Genomic DNA, 18,031 nt, shown 5'->3' with positions numbered 1-18,031 from the left:
TGAAGTGTTCCTCCGATCGGGATGTACCATGCAACGACACTGAAGCCAATAGAATATCTGCTGCCGGGCTCTAAAAAATTACCCCAGTTTATTATGAAGGATTTTCAATACATCACTAACTCTCACCCCGGTTACATTGAAGGTTTGTACAATGATTTTGTAAAGGATCCCAATAGCGTGGATGCTGAAATGCGTAAATTTTTTGAAGGATTTGATTTTGCAGTAAGTAGTGGTGCCAAAGTAAATGGTACTACAGCGGCTACTACTGTATCAACTATCAACGAGCAGTCATCATCAAACAGCCAGATCGATTGGATGAGTGAGATAAGGGTGTACCGTATGATACTAGGCTACAGAAATAAGGGCCATCTGCTGGCAGATACCAATCCTATACGTAAGCGTAAAGACAGGGGCGCCAATATTGACTTAGAGTTTTATGGCTTTACAGACGCAGACCTTAATAAAACTTTTAATGCCGGTAACCTTATAGGCCTTGGTACAACCACACTCAAAAATATAATTGAACATTTAGAAAAATGCTACACCGGGCATTTAGGCATAGAATTCAAATACATCAGTAATCAAAAGAAAATAGACTGGTTAACCAGTGCTGTAGAGAAAACCATGTTGCAGCCGGTTGGCCTGCCGCAAAAAAAACGCATTCTTCAAAAATTGAATGAAGGCGTAATGTTCGAAAAGTTTTTACACACAAAATATATAGGTCAAAAACGCTTTAGCCTTGAAGGTGGCGAAACTACTATTGCTGCATTGGATGCAATAATAACAACTGCTGCTGATAACAATGTACAGGAAGTGGTAATTGGCATGGCGCACAGGGGAAGGCTGAATGTGCTGGCCAATATCATGGGTAAAACGTATGAACAGATATTCAGTGAATTTGAAGGAACAAATGTACCGGATACTACAATGGGTAGCGGTGACGTAAAATACCATTTGGGTTTTAGCAGTGAAGTAACCACGGCTAATGAAAAAAATATTCATTTAAAACTTTGTCCTAACCCTTCGCATTTAGAAGCGGTAGATCCGGTAGTGGTGGGTTTTGCAAGAAGTAAAGCTGATATTTTATACAAAAGTGATTACGATAAAATATTACCCATCCTCATTCATGGCGATGCTTCTGTGGCCGGCCAGGGTATTGTGTATGAACTATTACAAATGAGTGGTTTGCCGGGTTATTATACAGGCGGTACCATACATTTTGTTATCAATAACCAGATTGGTTTTACTACCGATTTTGAAGATGCCCGTACCGCTGATTATTGTACATCCGTTGCAGCCATGGTGCAGGCGCCTGTATTACACGTAAACGGAGATGATGCAGAAGCCGTGGTAAAAGCTGCAGAAATTGCAACTTTATACCGCCAGGAATTTAACAGCGATATTTTTATTGATATGGTTTGCTACCGCAGGCATGGACATAACGAGGGCGATGAACCGAAGTTTACACAGCCGCAGTTGTACGCCTTAATTGAAAAACATCTTAATCCGAGGGAAGTATATACACAATACCTGATCGAGAATGGAGAAGCGGATGCAAAAGACCTGGCAAAGGAAATGGAGCAGAAGTTTCTGGCAGAGTTACAGGAGCGGCTGGATGAAGTGAAACAAAATCCCCTGCCTTATCACTACCAGCAGCCCGAAATTGTATGGAAGAGTTTACGTAAGGCAAAGGCCGATGACTTTGAAGTATCTCCCATAACTGCCATTAAAGAAGAGGAATTTAAAATGTTGTTTGATGGTTTAATGAAATGGCCGGAAGGGTTTAAGCCATTGCGTAAGATAGATAAACTGATACAGGATAAACTGAAATTGTATAGTGATGAAAAGAAGGTGGATTGGGCTACCGGAGAGTTAATAGCCTACGGCAGTTTGCTGGTGGAAGGCAAGGATGTGCGTATGAGCGGACAGGACGTTAAGAGGGGCACTTTCAGCCACAGGCATGCGGTTATATACGACGAGACTAATAACACCGGCTATAACAGGCTGGATCATTTCTCGGGCACACAGCAGCCTTACAGGATATATAATTCTTTGTTGAGTGAATATGCTGTACTGGGCTTTGAATATGGCTATGCCATGGCAAATCCTAATGCACTGGTAATTTGGGAAGCCCAGTTTGGTGATTTCTGTAATGGTGCCCAAACCATGATAGACCAGTTTATAGCAGCTGCGGAAACCAAATGGCAACGTATGAATGGTGTGGTAATGTTATTGCCGCATGGTTACGAAGGGCAGGGGCCGGAACATAGCAGTGCCAGGATGGAGCGTTTTTTACAGCAATGTGCCGAGTTGAATATGGTGGTGACCAATGTAACTACTGCAGCTAACTTTTTCCATGTGTTGAGAAGACAGCTGGCCTGGCCATTCAGAAAGCCATTGATCAATTTTTCTCCTAAAGCAAACCTGCGTCACCCGGGTTCTTATAGTTTAATGACTGAATTTACTTCGGGAGGGTTTAAGGAAGTGATTGATGATACAGGAGTGAAAGATGCAGGTGAAATTAAAAAAGTATTATTCTGCTCCGGTAAAATATATTTTGACCTGCAGGAAAGGCAACAGAAAGAAAACAGGACCGATATCGCCATCATTCGTTTAGAACAGATTCATCCTTTGCCACAAAAACAACTGGATGAATTGTATAAAAAATACAGCAAAGCTATCTGGTACTGGGTACAGGAAGAACCATTAAATATGGGGGCTGCTACTTTTTTAAGGATGACATTGAAAAATATTAATTTTTATATTATCAGCCGCCAGGCAAGTGCGGCTACGGCTAGTGGTTATAGTAAAGTGCATGCCAAAGAGCAGGCGCAGATCATTGATACAGCTTTCAGCATTTAATAATGCTTTACCTATTTTAAAATCAAGAGGGCTGGTAAAAATACCGGCCCTCTTTTTTAAACACCTTCAAAGTTAAAACTTAGTTTACATTACTATTTTAAGGTTCTCATGTAGTTTACTACAGCCCATATGCCATTGGCATCGGTAATTTTCTTTTTGAAAGATGGCATGTCTTTACGTCCTTCAAAAGTTTTGTAAAATAACGCACCATCAGTTTGTGACTGGAAGGCAGCTTTTGTGAAATCACCACATTCAGTATCTAACTGAGATGCCTTAGGGCCATCGCCTTTACCTTTAGTGCCATGGCATGATTTGCAATGGGTGTTGTACAGGTCTTTTCCTGTAGCAACAGAAGCCGCATCACCTTTAAGCGGATTAACCTTTGTTTTGTAAGCATCTGGCACCGGCCAGTCTTTCTGGAATGTTTTAGGAACAAAGGCAAATAGGCCTAATGCTATAAAACAAATAATGAGAGCAGGAATTTTCTTTTTCATTTTTTTTAGTTTTAAGAATTAAAATTTTATGTGTTTGCAATAGTTGCTGTGTGTGGCTCTTCTTTTCTTAACCTGAATAATTGTACCACAATTACAACATAGTGGCTCCATACAATTCCCATTAAAATAAAGAAGGTGATAAGCATCCATAAAGGCGGATGGGAGCTCCATAAGGCCCGGGGCTGGTTTTCAATTTTATCGGAAACCGGTATGCCCCATTTTTGTATTACAGACGCTTCAAGATTTCCAAAAGTTTCATTTTCATCAAGCTTTGCCACCAGTGTAATATTTCCGCCGGCATCTCCCGGAAGGTTGGCAGGAACTTCTACAGTGGCTTCGCCATCATCATCGGTAGTGCCTTCGCCAATTTTTAATAAGCTGAAAGAACGGTGAACGAATATGCCCACTACGGTGCCTTTAATAGGTGTGTCCTTTCCTAAATCTACCAATTTTATTTTTACATTCAAAACGGAATCTTCTTTTACAGCTGTAATATCCAGCCTTGCTCTTTTTACAGCAAGTTCTTCTTCGGCAGCTTCCATTGATTTGTTACCGGCAAATACTGCTTTAAAATGAATTTTGCCTTCCTTGTCTGCGGATACAGCAGCAGTTTTATAATTGAAAACCGCAACGCCGTTTCTGTCGGTAATAGCATGGCCAAGGGTTACTGTAGCGGTATCAATTACCTGTAAAAAGGTAACTTTAAGCAAAGGCAATTTTAAAAAGGTACCTTTTATTTTTGCTTTAAGTGTGGCTTTTAATTCAATGCTATCGCCTGGCTTTTGTATGCTGGTGAATTCTGCAGACGGAGAGATGAGTGATGGTTCTTCTTTGGCTGCCGGTTCGTCTTTTTTTGTACTGTCTGTTTGTGCAGTTGCATTGCCGGGTAAAATCAGCATGGCTGATAATACTGCCGGGATAACCATCCGCTGCATTTTTTTTATTAATCGGTTCAGTATTGAAACTTGTTTCATAAAATTTCTTTTAAGCGGTTTGTATAACTTCTTTTTGTATGGCGGGTTGCTCATGATGATCGTGATGTGCGTGTGCATGAGGGTGATGTGGTTCTTCCAAACCAGATACCGGTACCACGGTCACAAATTTTGAAATAATGGTAAAGAATAAAAAGAAAGTAGCAATGCCGGCAAAGGTTAAAGCCCATTCAGGCCATGTAGCTGAGTATTTTACATAAGCTATTCTTGTATCCTCCATTGGTAAAGCCGGTGTTTCTAATGTAGGCACAATGATTAAATAGCGTTTAACCCAAAGTGCTATCACCATAAAAAATGATGCCAGTGCTATCCAGTTTGGTTTCCTGGTTTTTGGAAGTGCAACAATAATAATAGGAATAATAATACCGGTGAAATTTGCAAACAACGTCCACCATCCATATTGCGCAGGATTAAATAGTTTGTTGATCACTTCGCTATCCCATTTTGCAGAGCCAAACCAATCGGTAAAATATTCGGAGAAAGTAAAATAGCCATAACCGGCGGATAATACCATCAGGCAATAACCCAGATTGGTAAAATGTTTATCCGTAAAATAGTTTTCCAGTTTGTACATTTTCCGGTATACCCACATTGCAACAATAAGTACTCCGCAACCAGAGTATAAAGCACCTAAAACAAAGTAAGGCCCAAAGATGGTACTGTGCCAGCCTGGCCTCAACGTCATACCAAATATCCATGATAAGATTGAACTAACGATAATGGATAGGGGAATCATGATTATAGCCAGTAAGTTCTGGGAAATGATCAAATGCCTTTTCTGGCTTGCCGCACCCCTGTAACCTATTGCTAATATTTTATACAGTTTTTGTTTCCATGCAGGGATGTTTAATTTAGCATCACGATATACCGCAAAATCTTTTATTAATGCCATGTATAAAAAAAGTATGCTGCCTACAAAATAAGTCATAATGGCGAGTACATCCCATGTCATTGGTGATTGTATCCTCGGATAAATAAACAAGTGATGCAACCTGTCGAAGCGGCCTACACACAACAAAATAAATATCGGGCCTACAATAACAGATATCACCGTCATCATTTGTGCTAACCTGATAATGGGTTTGCCCCAGGGCACTTTAAATAAATGCAGCAAACCTGCAATGATAGCACCGGCATAACTGAGGCCGATAAAAAATATAAAATTAACGATGAACAGGCCCCACACCACATTATCCCTCATGCCTGTAACAACGTGCCCTTTGCTGATCTGTAAGTATAATGCATAGCCGCCCACCATTATCCAAAGCAGAAAAAAAACTGACCATATCAGGTTCTTTTTTCCAAACTTTTCAATATTGGGTCTTTGGTAATTAAAGGCTTCCTGCTGGTATGTATTGAGTTCCATAAAATGTATGCTTTAAATGATATTAAATGTCGCTTTCGTTAAGGTCTTTTCTTTTCCTCTTCAATGATATCTTTAAACCTTGCTTTTAATTTATCAGGCAGGTTTTCATAACCTCTTTCTACAGGGAATTGCCTGTCTTTTGGAGGCAGATAATAAACCCTTGGTTTAGTACCCAGTTCTTCCAGGAACCTGTAAGCTGCACGGTCTTTTATCAATTGTTTAAAGCCGATGGTTTCATCACCGTTGGTAACAGTGTCTTCATTTTCATCACCAAAATAAAATACACCATTGGGGCATGCTTCTACACAAGGAGGCAGTAAACCTTCTCTTGACCTGTCCGGGCAGAAATCACATTTTTCTACTGTGCCAACTTTTGCAGGCACACCGGTTTCGGCATTATAGGCAAGACCTTTTATTTCGAAAGGCATTTCAGGTTCGGCCCAGTTGAACACACGTGTTGAATAAGGGCAGGCAGCCATGCAAAATTTACAGCCGATGCAACGTTCATTATCAATGAGCACCAATCCATCTTGTCTTTTGAAAGTAGCATCAACAGGGCAAACTTTTACGCAGGGAGGGTTATCGCAGTGAAAGCACTGTTTAGGAAACCAATAAGGTGCGGCGTTGTCGCTGTCCTTCATTAGTTTTACGGTAAGCCATTCTGTATCTTCGGGGCGATAGTGATGTTTCTGGCAGGCAGATACACATTTGCGTGCATTCTTACAACGTGCCAGGTCTACCACCATTACAAATTTCTTTCCGGGTATACCTACTCTTTGATCGTGTTGTGATAAAACCGCCATATTCTCCTGGTGATTGAGGTAAGCAGAATCAATTTCAACTATTTCACCATCGGGTGATAATAATCTTACTTTTTCAGCTGCAGGAGCTTTTTTTGATGAGCAGGAACAGTTTAAACTGCCACAGGCTGCTGCTGCAACAGTTACCACGGCAGCGGTTTTAATAAACCCCCGCCTGCTGTTATTGTCTATTTCATCTTCTTGTTTCATGATGTTGGTTTGATTAGGTTCAACTATTTTTTTCTTTAGAAGGATTTTGCATCCAGTCGTAAATTTCTTTGTTGGTGGCTTTCTGGTTTTTCTTTGCTGCATCAAGCACTGTTTGTTCTATTTCCACCAGTTTACCTTCGGCAGTAAGCATTTTTACCATACCGGGCCTGGTTGTTTTTTTATCTGTTGCAGATAAAAGTGATAAAAACCACCGGCGGGATTTGTCTTCAGCTTTTTTATTGTCTCCCATATACTGTTGATTTTCTTTTGTTCTGTGAAAAATGTAGCTGCAATTTATCCAGGCAGCAGAAATAATAGTATGATATCAATCAAGCGGCAACCTGAGAAATATCAGGTACGCCGCTGCAGTGACCATGAGCAGAGCATGACATGATAAAGGTCATAAACCGACCAATCTATTGTCATAGAACTGTAAAAGCAGCCGGGATATTTTTGATATACAATTTTAGAAATAAAGTTGGTCACATAATTAAATAGAAATCTTTCCAAAAAATAAATTAACGTGTTATGAAAAAATTTTCAATAATCAAGGGAACAACACTCTTCCTGGGTGTTATGTTGGTGTCAGCATCCGTTTTGCAGTGCAAAAAAACAGGAGATGTAGTAAAAGGACTTGACAGGTCATTTAAAGGAACTTCAGACACTACATTGTATGCTGCTTTTTACGAAAGTAATAATGTAGGTACAGCCGATGTTGTTGCTGATGTAAATGACGTTGTTAAATTCAGGGGTGTACAAACGATCCTGCATGAATACTGTGCCACATCAAATTGCCACGGCGGCCCTATCGGCCCTAAGTTTGACTCTTATACCGATGTAATGCGGTATGTAGTGGCTGGTAATCCTGATGGCAGTAAATTATGGGAATATATTACCACCAATAATTTTGATAAAGCAATGCCGCCGGTTAACTCCAATCATGAATTGGGCATCAGCGACAAAACTTTAATTTATAACTGGATAGTAAATGGTGCAAAAGAAAAACCGGACCTTAAAGATTTCAGACCAGCTGCCATCACTCTAATTAATAATGGTTGCGGATCTGCCAACTGCCATAACGAAGCCACTGCTACCGGTGGTTGGGCAAGAAAAGGATTGATACCCGGCTTGACCGCTGCTGATACAACACAATTTACATTTACGAATCAAACAACTGGTGCTGTTACTGTATACTGTTTGCTATCAAACAAAACTATACGTGACCAGGTTTGGAATTCTTATAAAGACAGTGTAAGAAAATTTTATTCTGATACATTGGCTTATGCAAGCTACAGGCCATGGAAAACTTTTGCAACCCCACGTTCTGCAAGCAGTACAAGAGGACCATTGCAAACCTATGATGATATATTGCTTGATATCATGTATCCAAAAAGTGCAAGAAGTAATTCATCTGTTCAGTACACTGATCCTGTAACATTAACACAGTACTATGTAAAGGGAAATTATTTGAATGTTACCAGTTCTTTAGTTTCCAGGGTAGATTCCACTTTGTTATTAGCGAATCCTTTCTTAGGTGTGTATGCAACAAATCAGCAAGGTGATATGGCTTATGGAGACGGTGGTTTAAAATCAAATGAAGTGGCGCTGATCAAAGCATGGTATTTCGCTGATCCTAATATTCCTGATGTATGGAAATATGGTAATGCCAATGTGGGCATCTTTAAATACAGGAAAACAGGAAACATCATTATCAAACACTAATTAATACAATCATCCTTAAATTTCAGGAATATGAAAAAGAAAATAATAATGGCAGCTACAATGACTTCAATGCTGATCTATATGTTGTCATCCTGCTACAAAAATAAAGAAGACATTCTTACACTACCAACAGTATCATTCAGGGGAGAAGTAGTACCCATTATTGCATCCGGCGGTTGCGGTTGCCATATCAATGGTAAAGTTTCCAATGCCGTTGCATTTGCACATGGGGATACAGTTTTTTATGATGCTATACTTTCAAGATCATCACTGTTTAGTGCATGGGTTAATGGCGGAACACACCCGGGCGGAGGTATCATTGATTTTAAACCCAATGAAAAAGTGTTGATTAAACAATGGATTGCAGAAGGTGCAAAAGATGACGGCGGCGGATGTACTGTAACCGGAGCATTAAGCTATGCTACCAATATCGCACCGATTTATAACACTACCTGTAAAGGATCAACCTGCCATGGAGGAATAGCTGTAGCATTGGATTATAACAAACTGGTGGCTGATAAAGATAAATTAACTACTATGATGAGCAGTAGCGGTAACGGACACCCGGGTGGAGCGTTAAGCTTAAGTTCCTGCACAGTAAAAATATTTACAGAATGGATCAACCAGGGGTTACCAAAATAATTTTAAAAAACAATAATGAAGTTTATCAAATAAAATAAGACATTATGAAAAAGATATTATCACTACTGCTTGCTTCCATGGTTATTTTTAGCTATGCTGTAGCACAGGATTCTGCCGCAGTAGAAGCTAAAGAAGCACCAACCGCAAAATATGCGAGGGCTACTTTTAACTCTACCCGTATCATCAATATGCAAAGCACAGAGATCGTAAGTAAAGGTGCATTGGAGTTTATGGTTAGTCACCATTTCAGTAATATCTGGAATAAAGATGCAGGCTCACAAAATGTTGGCCAGTTGTTTGGCCTTAACTCAGGTGTTGCACATACCTATTTATCATTTGCTTATTCACCAACCAACTGGCTTAACCTGGGTGTTGCAGCAGCGGGTAGTTCTAAATACGAAGGCTGGGCAAAATTCAGGGTGTTACGCCAGCAAACAGGATTGAAAAATATTCCTGTATCCGTAAGCTACTTTTCTTTAATTAACATCAATACTGCAAAAGATCCTGACCAGACATTTGCCGGAAATAAAATAGCTTTTGTAAATCAAGTATTGATCGCACGTAAACTGTCTCCTAAATTTTCTGTTGAGTTGATTCCTTCATGGGTACACTTTAATATTGTTCCTTATGGTATTAACAACAGTAACGAAGTATTCGCATTGGGTGCCGGTGTTAAATACAAAGCAAAACCAAAAATGAACCTTACACTGGAATACTCACGCCAGCTTAATATGTACGAAAACCTCATCACCAAAAACGGAGCTATCCTGAATTATTATCCTAACCTGCTTGCTGCAGGTATAGAAATCAATACCGGGGGTCACTTGTTCCAGTTCTTTGTGGGAAGTACAACAGATGCCTCAAATGTTGATCAGCTGGCAAGAAATAACAGCAGCATAAAAGATGGCAACTTTGCTTTTGGTTTTACCATAAACAGAAGCCTGAGTTTGAAAAAGAATTAGTTGTTTAAGTTTGATGAATGATAAAAGAGCCGGATATTATATGCCGGCTTTTTTAATACCCTTATTTATGTGGCAGTACACTGTCTTCAACAATGGCAAATGCCTTTTCGGCTTTTAAAGGCGTAACAAGGTAAGTACCTGTAAATTTTCCAAAAGCGGGTAACACCGCATATTGTTGTGTAAAATAAAAACAGGGGAAACGCAATGATTGCTTGCCTAAACCCCTGATGCTAACGGCAGGGTGTATGTGCCCGCTAAAAAAATAGGCAGCAGTAGTTTCATCTCCGGCATCTTCCATCTGGTGCACAAAAGCAAAATTATTTTTATGCCAGATCTTTTCAACGATCTCAACGCCGGCTTCTTTGTACCATGCGTCGGGTACAATATCATGATTGCCTTTTACCAGCAGCATAGGAATATGTTGCAGGTCTTTTCGCCATTTTAAAAATAATTCATGTTCTTTATTTTCTACACTGTGAAAAAGATCGCCCACTATTACCACCAGCAGCGGCTTGTAAAATTGTATGGCAGCTACAAAACGTTGCATATCTTCTTTCATAATTGCCGCAGGCACACCAATACCGCTTTTTCTGAAGTGCCCGGTTTTGCCTAAATGCAGATCTGACAGGATGAGTATTTTTTCCTGCTCCCAAAACACCGTGCGGTTGCTGTTTAAAATAAAGTCATTTTTATTGATGGTATGTTTAACGAATGATGCCATTTGGTTTAGTACATTGAATTTTAAATTCGATAAAATTTTTTAACGCCATAGTGCATTTTTTTTGCCAGGAATGACACTGCTTTTTCTGGTTATTTTGTATTAGTTCTATTCGTGTAATTAGTGGCAACTAGCTATCCTTCCCCAACTGCTCCTGCATCCTTTTCACCCTGTCTTCCAGTTTTTCTGAAGAAACATTCTCTCTCATACTATCTACTTTAAGCGGAAAGCAAAATGGTGTTAATTGCTGCGGCCAGGTAATAATGATCTTACTTTGTTGAATTCTTTGCAACATATCTCTTAATCTTGTTTCTTCCATCTGCTGGTCAAATACTTCCCGGTACGCCTGTTTTAATAAAATATTATTCGGTTCATATTCTGCAAATACTTTAAACAGCAGTGATGCGGAAGATTGCAAATGTCTTGCTTTTTTATATTCGCCGGGATAACCCTGGAAAATTAGTCCTCCAATCACGGCAATATCCCTGAATTTACGCTTGGCCATTTCTGTGCTGTTCACACTGCGCTGAATGTCTTCAAATAAATTTTTATCAGTGAATAATTCATACACATTGCTATCATCCAGGGGTATTGGCTGATCACTCAGTAATTCAAAACCATAGTCGTTCATGGCAAAGGAAAAAGTGATAGGCGTTATCTGGCTGATGCGCCACGATAAAATTGCTGCCATGGCTTCATGTACCAATCTTCCTTCAAAAGGATACACAAATAAATGGAAGCCGTCTTTGGTTTCAATATGTTCAATCAGTAATTCATTTTCTTTGGGCACCTGAGATAAAAGATTTTGCAAATCAAATAAAGGCCTGAGTACTGTAAGTTCCGGTATCTTATTTTTTTGCTGGCTTACGGTAAGGGCCTGCCGCAATTTTTTTCCCATATTGCTGCTCAGGCTCATGCGGCCGCCCTGCCAGCTGGGGATAATACTTTTTTTAGCCGTTGATTTTTTTACCAGTACCGTCATGTCTTTTATCATCACCAACTCTAAATTTCTGCCGGCAATTGTAAAAGAATCTCCTGGCTCTAATCTGGATATAAAGTATTCTTCAATTACACCAATATAGCCGCCACTGAAAAATTTTACTTTAAGCATCGCATCACTTACAATGGTACCTATATGCATACGGTGCTGCATTGCAATACGGCGGTTGTTGATCTTATACAAACCGTTGTCCAGTATTTCTACTTTTTTAAATTCGTCGTATTGATTTAGCGCAATTCCCCCTGCTGTAATATGCAATAAAATTTCAGCAAATTCGTCTTTAGTAATTTCTGCAAAACAATAAGTAGAACTTACTTCTTCAAAAATTTCCTCAGGGTAAAAACCATCTGAAATGGCAATGGTGCATAAATATTGAATTAACACATCAAAGCAAAGTAGTTGTGGTACTTTACTTTCAATAAAATTTTCTTCCACGGCTTGTTTTAATGCGGCGGCTTCCACTAATTCTAAACTATGCGTAGGTAAAAAGTAAATCTTACTAACAGCTTCGGGGCTATGGCCACTTCTTCCGGCTCTTTGTAAAAATCTTGCCACACCTTTTGGTGAGCCTACCTGTATAACGGTTTCTACTGGCCGAAAATCGACGCCGAGGTCTAAGCTGGCGGTACAAACCACAGCTTTTAATTTTCCACTATGCAAATTTTCTTCTACCCAAAAACGCAGTTCCTGTTCAATGCTGCCATGGTGCAAGGCAATGGCACCGGCCAATTCAGGTGCTGCGGTTAATAAGGCCTGGTACCACATTTCAGTCATACCGCGGGTGTTGATGAAGATCAATGTAGTGCGGCTGTTATTTATTATGGGCAGTACCTTATCTACCAGCTTAATGCCTAAATGACCGGCCCAGGGATATTTTTCAATCTCATCAGGAAAAATGGATTCAATTTCAATTTTCTTATAAAGATTTGCTTTTACAATCACCCCCTCCTCTTTCAAGGAGCTCAGCAATACTTCTTTTGCTTCTTCCAGGTTTCCGATAGTAGCAGAAATGCCCCAGATTGAACATGCCGCATTCGTGATCCGGTATTTCACATTCACAATTCTGGAAATAGCTAATTCTGTTTGCACACCTCTCTTACTACCGAGTAATTCATGCCATTCATCTACTGCAATTATTTTTAATGATGCAAAAACATCAGGATAATTTTTTTGTGCCAGCAATAAATGTAAACTCTCCGGTGTAATGATCAGCACTTCGGGCATCTGCCTTTTTTGTTTGGCCCGTTCATTTACTTCGGTATCTCCGTTGCGGATACCAATTTTCCATTGCATATCCAATGCTGCAATTACCTCATCCATAGCACGGGCAATATCCTTTGCCAGGGCCCGTAATGGCGTTATCCATAAAAGTTGTAAACCATTATTTTTTTTGGTGTGATATTGTTTGGGATGAGCGTTAATGAATTGAATAAGGGCACCCAGGAAAACGGAATAGGTTTTACCGCATCCGGTAGGGGCATTCACCAGGCCATTTTGCCCGTTTAAAATATGTTGCCAGGTCTCCGTTTGAAAAGGAAAAGGTTGCCGCTCATTTTTTTTAAGCCAGTCTGTAATAATGGTATAGCCGGTGCTTTTCTCCAGGTTCATAAGGGCAAATTAAGGATTGCTAAACAATTTGGCTAAAACAATTTTAGGATTAACCCCTGGGCAGTTACAGACCCCGCCAGCGGTTAATACGGGATGAATAAATATCCTGTAAAATTATTGACGCTTGCAGCCCTATAATTTTATACTTTTGCAGTCATTTTTAAATGATAGTTATATGTTTAATTCGTTAAGTGAGAAATTAGAAGGTGCGTTTAAGAACCTAAAAGGCCAGGGCCGTATTACCGACCTTAATATTGCCAATACCGTAAAAGATATCCGCCGTGCATTGGTAGATGCGGATGTGAACTATAAGATTGCTAAAGAATTTACAGATAAAGTAAAGGAGAAAGCGATTGGCTCTAAGGTGTTGCTGGCCGTAAATCCCGGACAGCAAATGGTAAAGATCGTTCAGGACGAACTGACAGAATTAATGGGGGGCAGCGAAAGCGAATTCAATATTACCGGCGCCCCGGCTATTATTTTAATTGCAGGGCTGCAGGGTAGTGGTAAAACCACATTCAGCGGTAAGCTGGCGAATTACCTTAAAACAAAAAAAGGTAAATCACCATTGCTGGTGGCAGCAGATATTTACAGGCCGGCGGCGATTGACCAGCTGGAAGTATTAGGCGGCCAAATAGGAGTAGATGTTTTTGCAGAAAGAGAAAATAAAGATGCGGTATCGATTGTACAAAATGCAATAAAGGAGGCAAAGAGTAAAAATAAGAATGTGATCATCGTGGATACTGCCGGCCGTTTGGCGGTAGATGAAGTGATGATGACTGAAGTGGCGAATATTAAAAAAGCTATCAATCCTCAGGAGATTTTATTTGTGGTGGATAGTATGACGGGACAGGATGCGGTGAATACAGCTAAAGCATTTAACGACCGTTTGGACTTTAGTGGTGTGGTATTAACCAAATTAGATGGTGATACAAGAGGTGGTGCTGCGTTATCAATTAAATACACGGTAAACAAACCAATAAAGTTTGCAAGTAGTGGAGAGAAGATGGATACACTGGATGTGTTTTATCCTGAGCGTATGGCGCAACGTATACTGGGCATGGGTGATATTGTGAGCCTGGTAGAAAAAGCGCAGGAACAATTTGACGAAGCTGAAGCAAGAAAACTGGAAAAGAAGATCCGCAAAAATCAATTTGATTTTGAAGATTTTAAAACGCAGTTGCAGCAGATCAAAAAAATGGGTAATCTTAAAGACCTGATGGGTATGATACCCGGTGTAGGTAAACAAATAAAGGATGTTGATATCAACGATGATTCTTTTAAAGGTATAGAAGCGATGATCAACAGTATGACTTTAGAAGAAAGAAGAAATCCCGACATCATAAATCCAAACCGCAAACTGCGTATAGCCAAAGGCGCCGGAAAAGATATTGCTGAACTGAATGCTTTCCTAAAACAATTTGAGCAAATGAAAGGCATGATGAAGATGATGAATAAAATGCCTATGGGAAGAATGCCGGGAATGGGGAAACGTTAAATTTAATATTGATAGAATTATTTTGCAGTATTTGGAATAAATTTAGTTTCAAAACCAACTGCATGATTTCAAGAACTATTACTTTCTTAAGTTTATGCTTCGCTTTATATGCTTGCAGCTTTCACAGGAACGAAGCTATAAATGATTTTTTTGAAAAAGGGAGCGGTTTAGGCGATACCAGCAAATTAAGCTTTATTTTTCTCAGCGACCCTTTGGCCTACAAAGAGAATATTCAAAATATAGTGATTGCTATTGCGGATAATAATCGATTAGACGGGCCTGTTGTAGGATATGGCGGGATTAGAAGTGATCAATATAAAAGGTATGAAATGCTTGCAAAATATGCTACAGATTCTTCTCTTATCAATTTAACCAATCATAAAAATCCCGTAGTAAGGGTCTACGCCTTTGACGCACTAATTAAAAGAAATTATTGGGCATTGAGGTTAGTATTTTGGGAACATGCAAAAGACAATGAAAAATTACAGGCGCTTCAAGGGTGTATAGGATATTATACTACAGTGAGTGAATCCATGACTTCTGCTTTGGAATATTATGAGCACCAAAAAAAGTCAGGCAAACGAAAATAGTAGCTGCTTAAGAATAGCCGGGCACTAAACTTTTGTTAATGCAATTCAATTAAATATAACGCTTTAAAGTTATTAACGAATTATCGCTATATTTAATTCGTAATTGTAAACTTATGCCATCCCTAACTAAAGCGTTGTGTTATTGCTGCATTGCAGTTATCTTTCTTACTCCCATAACAACTTCTGCACAAACAATAGAAAATACTATTAACCTCTATGGTACAAATTTTTCGCAGGAAAAAATTCATATCCATTTTGATAAAGAGGCTTATCTGCCCGGAGAAACCATCTGGTTTAAAGCCTATCTTTTTGAAGATTATATACCTGCTGCAAAAAGTACCAACTTTTATACTTCATTGTATGATGAGAATGGTAAACAGGTACAGCAACTGCTTTGTCCTATTTTTAATGGTACTGCCGATGGACATTTTCAGATACCCGATAGCTTGCTGAGCAAACAACTCATTTGCCGTGCCTACACCACATGGATGTTGAATTTAGATACTACATTCTTATTTACCAAAGCCATCAGGCTGATAAATAATGATGCCAAAACTGACAGCAGTAAAACTGCAAAAACGGTATCTCTGCAATTTTTTCCGGAAGGCGGAGATATAATTGAGGGGGTAAGAAATACCATTGCTTTTAAAGCCAACTACAATAATGGTTTGCCTTTTGAAATAAATGGGGTCATAAAAAAACAGGAAACCGGCGAAGTGGAAATACCTGTAAAATCTGTACATGATGGTATGGGCAGGTTTGATATTGAAGTTTTGCCCAATCAAAAATTTTATGCAGAGTGGACGGATGACAAAGGCGTGTTACAAAAAACTTATTTACCCCAGGCAAAATCAACTGGTGTATCGCTTAAGCTGGCGCAGGTAAAAGACAATGTGATATTTAATCTTACCAATAAAACGGCTAAGGATAGTTTGCATGTATTGATGTACCTGTACCAAAAAGTCTTTTATAAAAATGACCTGTTAGTACCATCAAATGAACCTTTTACGGCTACTGTGCCGGTAAACGCATTACCCAGTGGTATTATGCAGTTAACGGTGTTTGATGCCAACTGGCAACCGGTGGCGGAACGTGTGGCGTTTATCAACAACAATAATTATGCACTCAATGCCAAATTAACCAACACAGCAATCAGTACACAGAAAAGAGGAAAAAATATTATTGAGATTGAAGTAGCAGATACCATTCTTTCAAACATGTCTTTAAGTGTTACTGATGCAGAATTAAATGATGGTGTATCAACCACAAACATTGTTACCAATCTTTTATTAGGTGGAGATGTAAAAGGGTATATCCATAACCCGGCCTATTATTTTACCGGTAATACCAATGCAACCTTAAAATCTGAGTTAGACCTGGTAATGCTTACCCATGGCTGGCGCAGGTACAATTGGGATAATATGCTGGCAGCAAGAACGCCGGAACTGAAATATCCGCAGGATAATTATTTAAGTATTTATGGAAGAATAGGGAAGCAGACACAACAAAAACTGGATGCTGCAGAACTGGTGAACCTGATTATAAAAAGTAAAGACAGTTCCCAGAATTTTTATTTTGTAAAACCAGATGCAGAAGGAATAATTAAACAGACCGGTTTAGTATTTTATGATAGTGCCAGGGTGCAATTTTCTTTCAATAAAAATAAACTGCTGAATCCCGAAATGGTTTTTAGTTCTTCCAATTATACATATCCGCAACCCGTTACTATTGCAAATGCCGGTAATTATTTAATACCCGATACCGCAGGAACAAAATTTAACCAGGCCGCCTCTGTGTTTGGATATTATATTAAGGACAATGCCCTGCAACAATTTAATAAAAAAAAAACCATGCAAGCGGTATTAGTGAAAAACGGAGGTTGGCACAACTGGAAAAATGACCCGATTTTTAAACTGGATCAAAAATATGCCGATGGCGCTTTCAGGGGGGTGGCAAATTCTTTTGCGTATGATGTAATGCATGATGAAATGGCGCCTGCTAAGATGGATATCTATAACTACATGATAGGTAAAGCGCCGGGCCTGGGAGTATACTTCAGGCAAGGAGAAAAAACATTGGTGGTTTACCAGGGTACTCCACCATACGTTGCCTGCAAATTATACGTTAATGAAAGGCCGGTTGAAAATGAAGAGCTCACCAGAATAAATATCGAAGATATTGCCTACGTAAAATTTATCCCACATCTTGCGATTGTTCCGGGGTTACCACCGGCTATTTCCATTTATCTTAAAAAAGGCGATAACCTGATCGATAACCGACCTAAAGATTCTGACTTAAGAGTAGTGAAGGTTGCAGGCTATTCACCTCAAAAAGAATTTTATGCCCCTGATTATTCGCAAAGTAATACTATAACAGGTACCGATGCCCGAACTACTTTATTGTGGCAGCCTTACATATTAACTGATGCCACCAATCAAAAAGTACCCATCACTTTCTACAATAATGATTTTACAAAGAAACTGCGTATTGTACTGGAAGGGTTTAACGACGAAGGGAAGCTGATCCATATTGAAAAAATAGTGGAATAAAATCATAATAGCTTTTGT

At 39.3% G+C, this 18,031-nt stretch carries 14 protein-coding genes; 7 read left to right on the top strand and 7 right to left on the bottom strand.

Annotation, left to right across the window (positions count from 1 at the left end):
- The first annotated feature begins 93 nt into the window (after nucleotides 1-93).
- Nucleotides 94-2,862 carry a 2-oxoglutarate dehydrogenase family protein gene (locus tag ACYVM0_RS09630; RefSeq protein WP_460556035.1) on the top strand — a complete coding sequence of 923 codons (2,769 nt, stop codon included), beginning with the start codon at nucleotides 94-96 and terminating at the stop codon, nucleotides 2,860-2,862.
- Between the two features lie 92 nt (nucleotides 2,863-2,954).
- Here the strand turns inward: ACYVM0_RS09630 and ACYVM0_RS09625 are convergent, their stop codons facing one another.
- The 5 genes from ACYVM0_RS09625 to ACYVM0_RS09605 are packed head-to-tail and all read right to left on the bottom strand — an operon-like array spanning nucleotide 2,955 to nucleotide 6,974.
- Nucleotides 2,955-3,356, bottom strand: coding sequence for a c-type cytochrome (locus ACYVM0_RS09625; protein ID WP_460556032.1), 402 nt, complete (start codon nucleotides 3,354-3,356; stop codon nucleotides 2,955-2,957).
- Between the two features lie 26 nt (nucleotides 3,357-3,382).
- Entirely contained in the window at nucleotides 3,383-4,330 is a 948-nt protein-coding gene (locus ACYVM0_RS09620) for a hypothetical protein (protein WP_460556029.1), read from the bottom strand.
- Between the two features lie 10 nt (nucleotides 4,331-4,340).
- Nucleotides 4,341-5,714, bottom strand: a complete 1,374-nt coding sequence (nrfD, locus tag ACYVM0_RS09615; protein WP_460556026.1) for an NrfD/PsrC family molybdoenzyme membrane anchor subunit — start codon at nucleotides 5,712-5,714, stop codon at nucleotides 4,341-4,343.
- A 38-nt stretch (nucleotides 5,715-5,752) separates the two neighbouring features.
- A complete protein-coding gene (locus tag ACYVM0_RS09610) occupies nucleotides 5,753-6,724 on the bottom strand; it encodes a 4Fe-4S dicluster domain-containing protein (protein ID WP_460556023.1) in 972 nt (323 codons plus the stop codon).
- A 19-nt stretch (nucleotides 6,725-6,743) separates the two neighbouring features.
- The gene (locus ACYVM0_RS09605) at nucleotides 6,744-6,974 is read right to left on the bottom strand and encodes a hypothetical protein (RefSeq protein WP_460556020.1); all 231 of its coding nucleotides are present in this window, start codon (nucleotides 6,972-6,974) and stop codon (nucleotides 6,744-6,746) included.
- A gap of 278 nt (nucleotides 6,975-7,252) precedes the next feature.
- Here ACYVM0_RS09605 and ACYVM0_RS09600 point away from each other — a divergent pair, with 278 nt between their 5' ends.
- The 3 genes from ACYVM0_RS09600 to ACYVM0_RS09590 are packed head-to-tail and all read left to right on the top strand — an operon-like array spanning nucleotide 7,253 to nucleotide 10,050.
- Nucleotides 7,253-8,446: a hypothetical protein gene (locus ACYVM0_RS09600; RefSeq protein WP_460556017.1), complete on the top strand. Its 1,194-nt coding sequence runs from the start codon at nucleotides 7,253-7,255 to the stop codon at nucleotides 8,444-8,446.
- 30 nt (nucleotides 8,447-8,476) lie between these two features.
- Complete coding sequence (locus ACYVM0_RS09595; protein WP_460556014.1) at nucleotides 8,477-9,088, top strand: hypothetical protein; 612 nt, start codon at nucleotides 8,477-8,479, stop codon at nucleotides 9,086-9,088.
- 44 nt (nucleotides 9,089-9,132) lie between these two features.
- Complete coding sequence (locus ACYVM0_RS09590; protein ID WP_460556011.1) at nucleotides 9,133-10,050, top strand: DUF5777 family beta-barrel protein; 918 nt, start codon at nucleotides 9,133-9,135, stop codon at nucleotides 10,048-10,050.
- A gap of 61 nt (nucleotides 10,051-10,111) precedes the next feature.
- Here ACYVM0_RS09590 and pdeM read toward each other — a convergent pair whose 3' ends face one another.
- On the bottom strand, nucleotides 10,112-10,771 hold the full coding sequence (pdeM, locus tag ACYVM0_RS09585; protein ID WP_460556008.1) for a metallophosphoesterase family protein: 660 nt from the start codon (nucleotides 10,769-10,771) through the stop codon (nucleotides 10,112-10,114).
- Nucleotides 10,772-10,898: 127 nt separating this feature from the next.
- Nucleotides 10,899-13,376, bottom strand: a complete 2,478-nt coding sequence (locus tag ACYVM0_RS09580) for a ligase-associated DNA damage response DEXH box helicase (RefSeq protein WP_460556005.1) — start codon at nucleotides 13,374-13,376, stop codon at nucleotides 10,899-10,901.
- A gap of 175 nt (nucleotides 13,377-13,551) precedes the next feature.
- On the opposite strand from ACYVM0_RS09580, the gene ffh reads away from it, so the two are divergent.
- The 3 genes from ffh to ACYVM0_RS09565 all read left to right on the top strand — a co-directional run bounded on the left by ffh (nucleotide 13,552) and on the right by ACYVM0_RS09565 (nucleotide 18,013).
- Nucleotides 13,552-14,874 carry a signal recognition particle protein gene (gene ffh, locus ACYVM0_RS09575; protein WP_460556002.1) on the top strand — a complete coding sequence of 441 codons (1,323 nt, stop codon included), beginning with the start codon at nucleotides 13,552-13,554 and terminating at the stop codon, nucleotides 14,872-14,874.
- 62 nt (nucleotides 14,875-14,936) lie between these two features.
- The gene (locus ACYVM0_RS09570; RefSeq protein ID WP_460555999.1) at nucleotides 14,937-15,464 is read left to right on the top strand and encodes a hypothetical protein; all 528 of its coding nucleotides are present in this window, start codon (nucleotides 14,937-14,939) and stop codon (nucleotides 15,462-15,464) included.
- 113 nt (nucleotides 15,465-15,577) lie between these two features.
- The gene (locus ACYVM0_RS09565) at nucleotides 15,578-18,013 is read left to right on the top strand and encodes a hypothetical protein (RefSeq protein WP_460555996.1); all 2,436 of its coding nucleotides are present in this window, start codon (nucleotides 15,578-15,580) and stop codon (nucleotides 18,011-18,013) included.
- Nucleotides 18,014-18,031: the final 18 nt, after the last annotated feature.

It is taken from the genome of Ferruginibacter profundus (genome assembly GCF_054783275.1).
This window is presented reverse-complemented; position numbering and strand designations above follow the sequence as displayed.

Coding starts and splice junctions, on each gene's coding strand:
- ACYVM0_RS09630 (WP_460556035.1), top strand. CDS start 94: ATGAAGGATTTTCAATACATCACTAACTCTCACCCCGGTTACATTGAA.
- ACYVM0_RS09625 (WP_460556032.1), bottom strand. CDS start 3,356: ATGAAAAAGAAAATTCCTGCTCTCATTATTTGTTTTATAGCATTAGGC.
- ACYVM0_RS09620 (WP_460556029.1), bottom strand. CDS start 4,330: ATGAAACAAGTTTCAATACTGAACCGATTAATAAAAAAAATGCAGCGG.
- nrfD (WP_460556026.1), bottom strand. CDS start 5,714: ATGGAACTCAATACATACCAGCAGGAAGCCTTTAATTACCAAAGACCC.
- ACYVM0_RS09610 (WP_460556023.1), bottom strand. CDS start 6,724: ATGAAACAAGAAGATGAAATAGACAATAACAGCAGGCGGGGGTTTATT.
- ACYVM0_RS09605 (WP_460556020.1), bottom strand. CDS start 6,974: ATGGGAGACAATAAAAAAGCTGAAGACAAATCCCGCCGGTGGTTTTTA.
- ACYVM0_RS09600 (WP_460556017.1), top strand. CDS start 7,253: ATGAAAAAATTTTCAATAATCAAGGGAACAACACTCTTCCTGGGTGTT.
- ACYVM0_RS09595 (WP_460556014.1), top strand. CDS start 8,477: ATGAAAAAGAAAATAATAATGGCAGCTACAATGACTTCAATGCTGATC.
- ACYVM0_RS09590 (WP_460556011.1), top strand. CDS start 9,133: ATGAAAAAGATATTATCACTACTGCTTGCTTCCATGGTTATTTTTAGC.
- pdeM (WP_460556008.1), bottom strand. CDS start 10,771: ATGGCATCATTCGTTAAACATACCATCAATAAAAATGACTTTATTTTA.
- ACYVM0_RS09580 (WP_460556005.1), bottom strand. CDS start 13,376: ATGAACCTGGAGAAAAGCACCGGCTATACCATTATTACAGACTGGCTT.
- ffh (WP_460556002.1), top strand. CDS start 13,552: ATGTTTAATTCGTTAAGTGAGAAATTAGAAGGTGCGTTTAAGAACCTA.
- ACYVM0_RS09570 (WP_460555999.1), top strand. CDS start 14,937: ATGATTTCAAGAACTATTACTTTCTTAAGTTTATGCTTCGCTTTATAT.
- ACYVM0_RS09565 (WP_460555996.1), top strand. CDS start 15,578: ATGCCATCCCTAACTAAAGCGTTGTGTTATTGCTGCATTGCAGTTATC.